The following is a 12242-nucleotide window of genomic DNA, read 5'->3' on the forward strand; positions in this document are numbered from 1 at the left end:
TTACTCCATCATTTTTTCAATTGGCATTACTAAAATAGAGTTAGCGCCTAGGGCTTTAAGCTGCTCCATTGTTTCCCAAAATAATGTTTCGCTGCTTACCATGTGAAGCGCTACGTACTCTTCATTACCAGCAAGTGCTAGTAGAGTAGGTTGGCCAGAGCCTGGTAAAATTTCGCAAATTTCATCAAGTTTAGTTTTTGGCGCGTGTAGCATAATGTATTTGCTTTCTTTTGCTTGTTTAACACCACGAAGGCGCGGCATAAGCTTATTGATTAGCGCTAGTTTATCTTCATCTTGAAGGTCTTTATTTTGAATTAAACACGCGTTTGATTCTAAAATTGTATCACCTTGAATTAAGCCGTTCGCTTCAAGTGTTGCACCGGTTGAAACTAAATCACAAATTGCATCAGAAAGACCTGCACGTGGGGCAACTTCTACTGACCCTGTAAGCATTACAGTACTTGCATTAATGCCTTCGCGCTTTAACCACTGCGTTAAAATTTCTGGGTAGGTTGTAGCAATTCGCTTACCTTCAAACCAACTCTTATCACGAGGGCCAAGCTCTTGTGGCCATGCAAGTGCAAGGCGGCAGTAACCAAAATCTAGTTTAGCTAGTTTGCTAACTTCGCTTGGTACACCTTGGCGTTCACGTTCTGCTTGAACTTCTACTAGCACGTTTTCGCCAACAATACCTAAATCACATACACCGTCCATTACCAAGCCCGGAATATCGTCATCGCGCACACGAAGTACGTCAATTGGCATATTGGTTGAGTGTGCAATTAAGCGTTGCTCACGTAGGTTTAATTTAACACCTAGTTGCTTTAGTAGATCTTGACAATCTTTAGACAGGCGACCGCCTTTTTGGATGGCGATACGTAGACGATTTGTGTTATTCATTATTCATTTTCCTTTAATTTAAAAACTAAAAACCCCGAGGGGAACCTCAGGGCGAAAATGAATCAATGTGTTTTGAATCGCCAGAGGTTCCTTTTAGGAATAACCTCTCAGCGAAAGACCTGACAGGTTATTCCGGTGAATGGTGGTGATGATGTACTGTTGTCAGGTTTAAGCGCATTTTTATATCCTATTTTGCTTAGCGCTATTTAGTGAGCGTTAAGCTTTAATCTGTTTCAATAAATTTCGCATTCATAAAAACATAAACCGCCTTGTTAAGGCAAGTTTTTTTTTACCTAATTAAAGCATATCTTATAACGGTCGATAATATTGAAAGCAAAACCTCACTTTTTGCTGTTTTAATGTTTAAAATGTAGACAAACCAGGCCTTATTAGCCGTTTTATCTAATTTAGTAAATTAACGTTAGGGAGAAATGTATGGATATAATGATCCCTTTTTTAGGGAAAATATCACGACTCGAACTCGAGCCAAAAGGCGCTTTTCACATTGCGGGTGTGCAAAATACGCCGCAAACACAAAAAATTAAGCTGGAAAATGAAAAAAAACAAACGCTAAATAAAAAACGATTAGAAATAGCTCAGGGCAACAAAAGCGTAAACACCGATAATGAAAAAGCGATTACCGTAGATGATGAAGGGAATAAACATTTAGATACGTGGGCATGATCTGAATTAATAATAGTAAAAAGCCACGAATGACTTTTTACTATTATGGGCGTGTTGTTCTTTACGCCTAATATATTTGTTAGTGTTTTTTAGCTTTAAGAATGTAAAAGCTAAATATGGCTACAACAGCAATTTGCGCTATAAAACCTTGCCACGTAGATTTTAAACCAAGTAGTGCAATATCAAAGTTTATCGGCATTGAGCTTATAGCAACTATATCAGCCTCTTGTAATGCAATTACAGCTTTACCCATTAATACAAAGGCAAGTGCAAATAATAAGTAAGTTGTATAAGCAAAAAACTTAGCAATAGGTAACTTAATCGAATATTTAACTAACACCCATGCAATAAGCGCTAATAAAGCGACACCCAATGCAAATCCAATAGCCACCGATGAATGCTGCGCTTGTGAGCTTTGCGTTAATAACGACTGATAAAATAATACCGTTTCGAAAACTTCACGGTATACGGCAATAAAAGAAAGCCCTGCTAATCCCCATAATGTACCCGACTCAAGACGCTTATCAATATTGTTTTTTATGTATTTTTGCCATTGTTGTGCACTGGTTTTACTGTGCATCCACACGCCAACATATAGCAAAATAATAGCTGAAAATAGGGCGCCTGCACCTTCCATAACTTCGCGGCTTGCACCACTTATTTGTATTAATGTTTGCGCTGCGGCCCATGTTAACCCACCAGCAATGAGTGCCATAACCCAGCCTATATGAACGTATTTAAGCGCATCTTGGCGCTGCGTTTTTATAAGTACAGTCATCAGCGCAATAACAACTAATAGTGCTTCTAAGCCTTCGCGTAGCAATATAACTAAACTTGCTGAGAGGAGTGCGCCATCAGTTAGTTTGGTTTCGTTCAGCATGCTATCTGCCTTAGCTAGTTGAGCTAGCGCCGCACTTACTTTTTTGTTAACGATGGCAATATCTTTCTCGTTTTTGAAAGTTTGACGCAGGTTCATCAGTTGTACTTCGATGTTTTTACGCAAAGTTTCGTCGTAAGCATTTAAGTTATTTTCAACAAGCTCAAAGCCATCTAGGTATGCGCTAATTGCTAAGTCACTCGCCTGAGAGTAATTGCCTTTAGCATGCGCTGCCTGAGCTGCAAGTAATTGCGTACGGGTTATCGTTATTGGATTTTTTTTACCGGTAAATAATTGCGCGGGGTTACCGCGTAACCATTTTACATAATGTGCTTGTAAATCACTTTTGCCGGCTGAAATTTGTGCCGGGTTTAAGTTTACAATTTGTGAAGCTGTAACACTTTCAAAAGTCCCTTCGGGTTTTCGTACATCTTTGAATGCTAAGCTTCCTACATAAAAGGCTAATGACCAACGCTGCTGCTCATTAAGCTGTGTAAAAGCAACCATAGGTGTATCGTTAATACCATTTGTTACAGCATCATATAAGCCCATTAGCGAACGGTTGGTTGCGCGTTCTTTGTCAGTAAAATTGGTTGGCTCTGGTGTTAGGTTTTTAGCAAGCGGCCCGTTACCTTGCCCACTTGCGCCGTGGCACATAGAACAATTAGCAGCAAAGAGTGCTTTTGTTTGCTCGGTTGGCAGAAGTGTTGTTGGTAAAGATAACTGAGGCATAAAAGCAAGTAGTGATTCGCGAAGTGAAGAACTCGCTTTTCGTACATTTTCTACACTCGCTTTATTAGAAATCGCTGTATGCAAGGCTTTTGCTTGTACTTTTACGGTATCAAATTTAGTTGTTTGACTTGAAAGCTGACTTGCTTGCTCAAGAATAACGTGTGAAAACTCGCTCATTTCTTGATATTCATCAGGGTCCAGTATTTCTCCATTACCTACAGCGGCAACGTAATCTACCCCTACATATTCAGAAAGTTGAGCAATTTGTTTAATTTTTGTTTGTTCACTTTCTAAAGCCAAAGCATTGAAGCTCACAACAGTGATAATTAAAACCATGAAAATAAAATTAAACTGTCTTTTACTTAACGACAATAATTTAAAAAATACGTGAGAATTATTTATGGACATTGAAAAGCCCTGAAGAGGAAAAGTCAAAAATTATAATCGTTTTCATTTGCATTTCAAGTAGATTGAACTAAAGCGTGTATATTGGCTAAAAGTATAACAATTAGTAAAAGTTTTAAACGCTTATGCAACACTTAAATAACAGCGAATAAAGGCGCTAAAGCTTTATTCGCTGCGTTAAAATTAGTGTTATTTAGTTTTCTCAGCCGATTTAATACTACTTTGGATAAGCGGCGAAATAGTTAAACCTTGCACAATAATAGAAAATATAACTACAACGTAGGTAACAATAACAAGTAGGTTGTGTAAGTCTGAGCCACCAATAAACACTTGATCGCGAGGAATTGCCGCAGCCATTGCAAGTGCTAACCCTCCACGAAGGCCACCCCACGTCAATATTTTTACGCTGTGTTTATCATAGGCTCTAAATCGTTTGAAAAATATAAATGGTGTTCCTACACTTATAAAGCGAGCGAGTAATACTGCAGGTACCATTAACAAACCTAAGCCAATCTCTTCAAAGGTGATAGGCATTGTGACTATTAACATGCCGATTATTAAAAATAAAAGTGCGTTTAAAAAGCTGTCGGTTGCATGCCAAAAATCTTTTACGTAGCGTGTATCTTCTGGGCCTGTGCGCTCTGTTGCTTTAGTGCGAGTAATATTACCCATTAATATACCGCTCGTTACCATAGCGAGTGCACCAGATATTTCCCAAATATTTGCAGCAGCAAAGCCTGCAGTAGGAATAGTTAACGTGATCAATAAACGAATATTTACATCGCGGCTATTTATAATTAAAAAGTGACCCACTAAAGCAATCACTAAACCAAACGCAATACCGCCTAGGGCATCTACAAAAAATAGCTCTGCTATATCGCCAAATTGTGCATCTGTGCCATAAAAAGCAACCGAAAAAATGGTCGTAAATATTACTAAACCAATACCGTCGTTAAACAAAGACTCACCTTCAACTTGCACAGATATACCCTCTGGTGCGCGCATTTGTTTAATAATAGCCAATACGGCAATAGGATCTGTTGGACTAATAAGTGCGCCAAACAATAAACAGTATATAAACGGTACATCAAAGCCAAATAAGGCAAACAGATAAAAACTTAAATAGCCCACTATAAAAGTTGAAGCAATAGTAGAAAATAGTACTAATGCGGTAATTTCCCATCGCTGTTTACGAAGCGCCATAAGGTTAATTTCCAGTGCGCCAGCATAAAGTAAAAATCCGAGCATACCTTTGAGTAATAATTCATTAAAATTAATACTAGAGACAATTTGGGTCATGGCTAACGCATTTTGATCGCCTAATAATTTAACGGCAATAATCAATAATAAAGAAATAACAACTGAGCCAGTTGTAATGGCAATTGTAGTTTGCATTTTGAGGATATATTGGTTTGCAAAAGCAATAAAAATTGCAATGGCAGAGAGAAAACAAATGAGATACCAAGCATTCATTGGCTAACCTTACTATTTTTTAAACGACACACAAAAAAGGGGAGTATAAACCCGCCATATGGTACTCCTGTGCTTTATCTGTGTCACAGTCTTTATGGTTTGATTAGCTATATTTATTATGTCTTGTAGGACATTTAGTTAATGTATAATTTCTGTTGTTACGTGTTGTAATGTATTTTTTAATACTAGGTTACTTGGTACAGGTAGTTGTCTAAACCAATACGAACATTGCTCTAAATACCCCTTTTAATATCCTTGAAAGCGCTAATGTTTTAACTGCATTAGGGCATGTTGATATTTGATGGTTGAATTTGCAGCAGTATGTTTGGTTTTTAGGCAAGGCAGAGCCTATGAAGTGTGGTTACTCCCCATAAATAGGCGATAACGCAGCATAAATGCCAAACATGCGCTGCTCTTCGGGTTCTGCCTAGGGGCGATAAACTCTTTGTTGCCTACATGGATGTAGGTAAGGGGCGTGAGCAGGACGCGGAAGCTTTACTCGGTTTTTACTTATTCTTACATGGATGTAAGCCAGTAGGGTAACGCAGGAGCAGTTACCGAGCCCACTGGGTTACAAACTTCGCGCCGCGATTTAATCGCCCCTAGATTGAACAAATTTCAATCCGCAAAGATCAACACGCCCTAATGTTAATCAAAAAATAAACACTATTTTTTGTTTTTACCAGCTGCTTTTAAATCTTCCTCGAGTTTTTCTAATCCTTTTTGAAATATAAGCCAATGTAATTTTAAGTAAATATATGTTTACAAATTGTAAAGATGAGCTTTTAGTCGCTTGTCACTAAATTAGTAACTTACTGTAATTAAATAGTTTAAATTTCAAACTAATACTTTACTTGTAAATTAAATGTTTAATTTTTAAAACTTTAATTTGTAACATATGCTTGATCCTTAATCGGGTACAGGTAGTTCCGGTTAATACAATTCCACTACAAACTAAATATTTTAACGGAGCGTAAACGTGAATTTATCAAAAATCACATTAGCAACTTTTGCTGCTTTAACTTTTGTTCAAGCAACAGATGCAGTAGCTGCGAATAAGAAATACCTAAATCAACAATCGGCTATAAATACTATGGTGCAATCTAACTCTGCATCAATATTATCTACAAGTCCTCAAGAATTGATTGGGTTAAGTGTAAGGAACGAATTAGTTGTATTAAAAGAGTTTACGAGCAGCAACGGGGAAGTAACCCGCCGGTATCAACAAACTTATCAAGGATTGCCCGTGATAGGGGATACTGTAAGCCTTACATTTAAAAACGGCATGCTAAAAAAAGCGCATGGCGCGGCAGTGTATGACATTGAAGGTGATATAAGCGATGTTAGTGCTAAATTATCAGCTAAACAGGCTATGCTCCAAAGCCAAAATGTGGGTATTGCAGCAAAAACAATTGGCTTAAAAAAACATAATGAAAAATCTAGATTAGCTATTTGGGTCGATCAGCAAAGTAAAGCGCACTTGGTTTATGAGGTGTCGTATGTCACCTATGGTAAATCGCCTTCTAGACCCTATCAAATTATTGATGCTAACTCTGGCGAAGTACTACTTAGTTTTGACAATCTTCAACATGCAGAAGCTACAGGTCCTGGTGGAAATTTAAAAACAGGGAAATACATATATGGTAGTGACTTTGATAGTTTAGATGTTACTCAGTCAGGCAATAACTGTACGATGAACAACACTAATGTGCGCACCATAAACCTCAACGGTGGTACAAGTGGTTCGTCTGCATATTCTTTTACTTGTCCTGAAAATACATTTAAAGAAATAAATGGTGCTTATTCTCCACTCAATGATGCGCATTATTTTGGTAATGTAATTTTTAATATGTATAACGATTGGATTGGTACGCCACCACTTACGTTTCAGTTAAAAATGCGAGTTCACTACAGTAGTAACTATGAAAATGCATTTTGGGATGGCAGCGCCATGACCTTTGGTGATGGCCAAAATACGTTTTATCCGCTTGTTAGTTTAGACGTGTCTGCTCATGAGGTAAGCCATGGATTTACTGAACAAAACTCTGGCTTAGTTTACAGTGGAAAATCGGGCGGTTTAAATGAAGCCTTTTCTGATATGGCGGGTGAAGCGGCCGAATTTTATATGAAAGGTACTAATGATTGGCTAGTCGGCCAAGACATATTTAAAGGCAATGGTGCGCTTCGCTACATGAATAACCCAACGCAAGATGGTAATTCAATAGATAACCAATCAAGTTATTATTCTGGGATGGATGTGCACCATAGCTCTGGTGTATTTAATAAAGCTTTTTATAATTTGGCTACCACACCCGGTTGGGATACAAAAAAAGCATTTATTGTAATGACTAGAGCTAATCAGCTTTATTGGAGCGCAAGTACAGATTGGGATTTAGCAGGTAATGGCGTTATGGATGCAGCTTGTGATTTAAACTATGACCCAAGTGATGTACAAGCAGCGCTAAGTGCTGTGGGGGTAAGCTCTAATTTAAGTTCAGGTAGCACGTGTAGCTCAACACCTCCTCCAACTAATGATGAAGCTTTAACTAATGGCGTAACTCGTACTGGCATAAGTGGTTCTTCTAAAGAGCAACTGTTTTTTACGTTAGAGGTTCCTGCTGGAGCAAGTAATTTAGTGTTTAATACCAATGGTGGATCAGGCGATGCTGATCTTTATGTACAATTTGGATCAAAACCAACGTTAAATAACTTTGATTGTAAAAGTACCACTTCATCAAGTACTGAGAGTTGTTCAATTAGTAATGTTCAAAGCGGAACTTACTATGTAATGGTAGAGGCATGGAATGCGATTTCTGGTGTTTCTTTAACAGGTAGCTTTGATGGCAGTAATGGAGGGGATGTTACTCCTATCAATGTAACAGAAACTAATGTGAGTGTTGCTACGGGGGCGTGGACGCGGTTTACACAAACGTTAAATGAAGGTTATTCATCACTTGATGTCTCTATATCCGGTGGAAGTGGTGATGCTGATTTATATGTAAATTATGGAACAGCATCAAGTACGGGTACATATCTTTGTCGCCCATATAAAAATGGTAATAGTGAAAGTTGTACCTTTGATGCTCCACAAGCGGGCACTTGGTATATAGACTTACGCGGTTATAGTTCTGCAAGTGGTGTAACGCTTAGTATTTCAGCAAATTAAACCTACTTTAAGGGAGCAATAGCTCCCTTTCTTTTAAAGTTGTATTTAATAACAAGGAATACTTATGAAAAGTTCTATTTATACTTCCCTATTATGCGCATTTACTCTCTTAACATCGTCGACATTATATGCTCAAAATAATGAAAGCATTTGGGTTAGTATTGACCCGGTTGCTGCAAAACATTATCAGCAAGCCCAAAAAACATTTATACAAAATGATCAATTATTAAGCGTAAAGAATACAAATATGGATTCGGTAAACTTAATGAAAATTGATCAGAAAAACGTCACTCAATTGAGTGAGTTTATGCATCACAATTACAACCGTTGTGGTGGATTTGTTGCGCATAGCTCACTAAGTGAAGCTATGCAATATACGCAGCAATTAGCTTCTGTTCAAAATCAACTTGCGAATATTTCGACTAACTACACCATAGATAATTCACAAACAGTTCAAGCGCTAATAAATCGTGTGAACGAGAATAATCTAACAAATATGGTAAATACATTAAGTAATTTTTATAACCGCTACTATTCATCTCAAACTGGTGTAGATGCAGCCCAATGGTTAAAAGGTTATTGGCAGCAACTTGCAAGTGCTAGAAATGATATTTCAGTTGATTATTTTACACATAGTTGGTCTCAGTCATCGGTTATTGTGACTATTAACGGCAGTGAAAAAGCAGACGAAATAGTAATTATTGGTGGTCATCTAGATTCTATTAATCAGTTAAACCCAAGCAATGGACGTTCACCTGGTGCTGATGATAATGCATCAGGCATTGCGGTTTTAACTGAAGCACTTCGTGCTGTGGTAGAGCAGAATTATAAACCCCAAAGAACGATTAAAATTATGGCTTTTGCTGCTGAGGAAGTGGGTCTTAGAGGTTCAAAGGAGATTGCTACAGCGTATAAATCACAAGGTAAAAATGTGATTGGTATGGTGCAATTTGATATGACCGGTAACAATGGTAGCAGTGAAGATATTGTTATGATGACAGATTACACTACTAATTCACAAAATCAGTATTTAGGCCAGTTAATTGATACATACTTACCTGCGGTTACTTATGGATTTGATCAATGTGGTTATGGTTGTTCTGATCATGCCTCGTGGTATCAACAAGGCTTTTCAGCATCGATACCGTTTGAGTCAAAAATGGCTGATATAAACCCGTTAATACATAGTGAAAATGATGCAGCTTTTGATGCTGAACACGCAAGTAAATTTGCAAAGTTAGCCGTTAGTTATTTAGCTGAAATGGCTAAAAATGCTGGAGAAACACCTCCAGTAAATAATAATGAGTTACAAAATGGGGTAGCAGTAACAGGTATAGCCGCTAATGCAAAAGAGCAACTTTTTTACACGCTACAAGTAGCAAATAATATTAGTAATTTAAACTTTTCCACCGCTGGTGGGAGTGGCGATGCTGATTTATATGTGAAATATAACTCTGCGCCAACACTTGATAGTTACGATTGTAAAAGTGCAACCTCATCTAGCAATGAAAGCTGTGATATTTTAAACACTCAAGCGGGAGTTTATTACGTGATGGTGGAGGCTTGGAGTGACATAGCTAATGTATCGCTCATAGGAAGTTATACCGAAGAAGATAACTTTGAGCCAGTTAACCGCATTGAAAAAAATATTAGTGTTGCCTCAGGCCAGTGGGTTAGGTTTACACAAGAATTACAAGCTGGGTATTCTTCTTTAGATATAAGCATAGCTGGTGGGTCAGGTGATGCTGATTTGTATGTGAATTTTAGTAGTCAATCATCCGAGCTAGTTTATATGTGTAGGCCTTACAAAAATGGCAATAGTGAACAATGCAGTATTTCTAATCCTCAAGATGGTAAGTGGCATATAGATTTAAAAGGGTACAGTGCTGCAAGTAATATTACATTAAATATTACTGCGCAATGAAATGCACCGCAAAATAGCTTACCAATATAAATATTAGATTGCTAAGTAGAGGTGGATTTAATTAATGGGAGCTATGCTCCCTTATTTTGTACTTGCGCTGCTTACTTAAATACTTGCCCTTGATGTATAGCTTACGTAAAATCCCGCTATTATTTATTTTAAAGTGATTGGTATTATCAAACAGCTGTTTAGTGAAACCGGACCATTGGCGTTATCGCTTGAGGGTTATACACCTCGCCAGCCTCAAATTGATATGGCCGTAGCTGTTGCAGATGCATTAAAAAATAGCACCCAACTAGTGGTCGAAGCCGGTACAGGTACGGGTAAAACATTTGCGTATTTAGCACCCGCACTAAAATCAAAAGGTAAAACCATTATCTCAACGGGGTCAAAAGCCCTGCAAGAACAGCTTTACCACCGTGATTTACCTCAACTTGTTAAAGCGCTAAGCGCCTCTAAAAAAACGGCTTTACTAAAAGGGCGTGCCAATTACTTATGTACCTATCGATTAAATCAGCATGTTGCACACGTACCCACAGATGACTCTGATGTAATGCATCAACTGGCCATGGTTGCAAAGTTTGCAAGCGAAACTCAGTCGGGTGATTTAGCCGATTGTATTGGTATTGAAGAAGACGCCAAAGTGTTGCCTTATGTAAACTCAACCGCAGATAACTGTTTAGGTAAAGAATGTCCCGACTTTCAAAGTTGTTATATACGTAAAGCGCGTTTAAATGCAGCCGAAGCAGATGTAGTCGTTATAAACCATCATTTATTTTTTGCAGATATGGCAGTAAAAGACTCTGGTTTTGCTGAGCTTATGCCCACTGCGGATGCTTACATATTTGACGAAGCCCATCAGTTAAGTGAAATTGCGAGTGATTACTTTGGCGAAAGTATAAGTACTAAAAAGCTGGTTGATTTAATTAACGATTTACGTGCAATTTACCGAGCCGAAATCCCTGATATGCTGCAATTGGGTAAAAGCTTAAATAAACTTGAAACGAGTGTAGCTGATTTACGTTTACAGTTTGGTGTTGATGGCAGCCGTGGTGACTGGCGCGAAAAGCTTAGTGATAAATTAATATGTGCAGCACTGCACAGAGTAATAAGTGATTTAGACTTTGTGTACCAAGTATTAAAATTATGCTTAGAGCGCAGTGATAAAATAGAACACCCGTTTGAGCGAGCACTTGCCTTTAAAGGTCAGCTAGAGCGTGTTTTTGATACAGCTCAAACAGGGTTTAGTTACTGGTACGAAACCACAAGGCGCTATTTAACTGTTAATATTACACCGTTAAATGTATCAGCTAAATTTGCTAAAATGATGGAAGATACAGGCGCGGGCTTTGTGTTTACCTCAGCTACGCTATCTGTAGATAATAAGCTTGAGCATTTTAATGCCAGTTTAGGATTGAAGCCCAAGCAAAGTATGATGGTAGATAGCCCATTTGACTATCCAAACCAAGCGCTATTATGTTTACCACGGTATTTACCTGAGTCACATGCAGACAATATGCCTCATGCGATTGTGAGGCTAACACTTGAGCTTATCAAGTCGGCTAAAGGTCGCTGCTTTGTGCTCTTTACAAGTTATAGAATGATGCACTTGGTTGCCGAAGGCTTAACCACGCAAATCGATTACCCAGTGTATATGCAAGGGCAAATGTCTAAACGAATTATACTTGAAAAGTTCACCCGACACGGCAATGCCGTATTGCTTGGCACCGCTTCTTTTTGGGAAGGCGTGGATGTGCGTGGTAGCACTTTAAGCTGTGTTATTATTGATAAGTTACCGTTTGCCGCACCAGATGACCCTTTATTGCAAGCTAAAATGCAAGATTGCCAAATGCAAGGTAAAGACCCATTTGCGCATATTCAGCTTCCACAAGCAGTTATTGCACTCAAGCAAGGTGTAGGGCGTTTAATACGCGATAATAAAGACAAAGGCGTATTAGTAATATGCGATAATCGATTAGTAACACGCCAATATGGCCAAGTATTTTTAAAAAGCTTACCGCCTATGCGCCGCACGCGAAGCTTAGAAGACGCCAATACATTTTTAAAACAAATTAATTAGA

Annotated in this window: 7 protein-coding genes; 4 read left to right on the forward strand and 3 right to left on the reverse strand. The window is 38.2% G+C overall.

Annotated features, from left to right (window positions below):
• Nucleotides 1–900, reverse strand: a complete 900-nt coding sequence (gene hisG / locus ATS74_RS18320) for an ATP phosphoribosyltransferase (RefSeq protein WP_008129142.1) — start codon at nt 898–900, stop codon at nt 1–3.
• A 435-nt stretch (nt 901–1335) separates the two neighbouring features.
• Here hisG and ATS74_RS18325 point away from each other — a divergent pair, with 435 nt between their 5' ends.
• On the forward strand, nt 1336–1584 hold the full coding sequence (locus ATS74_RS18325; RefSeq protein ID WP_058550297.1) for a hypothetical protein: 249 nt from the start codon (nt 1336–1338) through the stop codon (nt 1582–1584).
• Between the two features lie 79 nt (nt 1585–1663).
• Here the strand turns inward: ATS74_RS18325 and ATS74_RS18330 are convergent, their stop codons facing one another.
• Together ATS74_RS18330 and ATS74_RS18335 are read right to left on the reverse strand one after the other, a co-directional pair.
• Complete coding sequence (locus ATS74_RS18330) at nt 1664–3529, reverse strand: cytochrome c/FTR1 family iron permease (RefSeq protein ID WP_235592033.1); 1866 nt, start codon at nt 3527–3529, stop codon at nt 1664–1666.
• Between the two features lie 258 nt (nt 3530–3787).
• On the reverse strand, nt 3788–5071 hold the full coding sequence (locus ATS74_RS18335; protein ID WP_058550298.1) for a cation:proton antiporter: 1284 nt from the start codon (nt 5069–5071) through the stop codon (nt 3788–3790).
• Between the two features lie 979 nt (nt 5072–6050).
• Here ATS74_RS18335 and ATS74_RS18340 point away from each other — a divergent pair.
• The 3 genes from ATS74_RS18340 (at nt 6051) to ATS74_RS18350 (ending at nt 12241) form a co-directional block, all read left to right on the forward strand.
• Nucleotides 6051–8237 (forward strand): M4 family metallopeptidase, encoded by a 2187-nt coding sequence (locus ATS74_RS18340; protein ID WP_058550299.1) that lies wholly within the window; start codon nt 6051–6053, stop codon nt 8235–8237.
• A gap of 64 nt (nt 8238–8301) precedes the next feature.
• A complete protein-coding gene (locus tag ATS74_RS18345; RefSeq protein ID WP_058550300.1) occupies nt 8302–10161 on the forward strand; it encodes a M28 family metallopeptidase in 1860 nt (619 codons plus the stop codon).
• A gap of 163 nt (nt 10162–10324) precedes the next feature.
• Entirely contained in the window at nt 10325–12241 is a 1917-nt protein-coding gene (locus tag ATS74_RS18350) for an ATP-dependent DNA helicase (protein ID WP_058550301.1), read from the forward strand.
• The last annotated feature ends 1 nt before the right edge of the window (nt 12242 follow it).

It is taken from the genome of Pseudoalteromonas sp. H103, assembly GCF_001469205.1.
Taxonomy (GTDB): Bacteria; Pseudomonadota; Gammaproteobacteria; order Enterobacterales; family Alteromonadaceae; genus Pseudoalteromonas; species Pseudoalteromonas carrageenovora.

Coding starts and splice junctions, on each gene's coding strand:
- hisG (WP_008129142.1), bottom strand. CDS start 900: ATGAATAACACAAATCGTCTACGTATCGCCATCCAAAAAGGCGGTCGC.
- ATS74_RS18330 (WP_235592033.1), bottom strand. CDS start 3,529: ATGGTTTTAATTATCACTGTTGTGAGCTTCAATGCTTTGGCTTTAGAA.
- ATS74_RS18345 (WP_058550300.1), top strand. CDS start 8,302: ATGAAAAGTTCTATTTATACTTCCCTATTATGCGCATTTACTCTCTTA.
- ATS74_RS18335 (WP_058550298.1), bottom strand. CDS start 5,071: ATGAATGCTTGGTATCTCATTTGTTTTCTCTCTGCCATTGCAATTTTT.
- ATS74_RS18325 (WP_058550297.1), top strand. CDS start 1,336: ATGGATATAATGATCCCTTTTTTAGGGAAAATATCACGACTCGAACTC.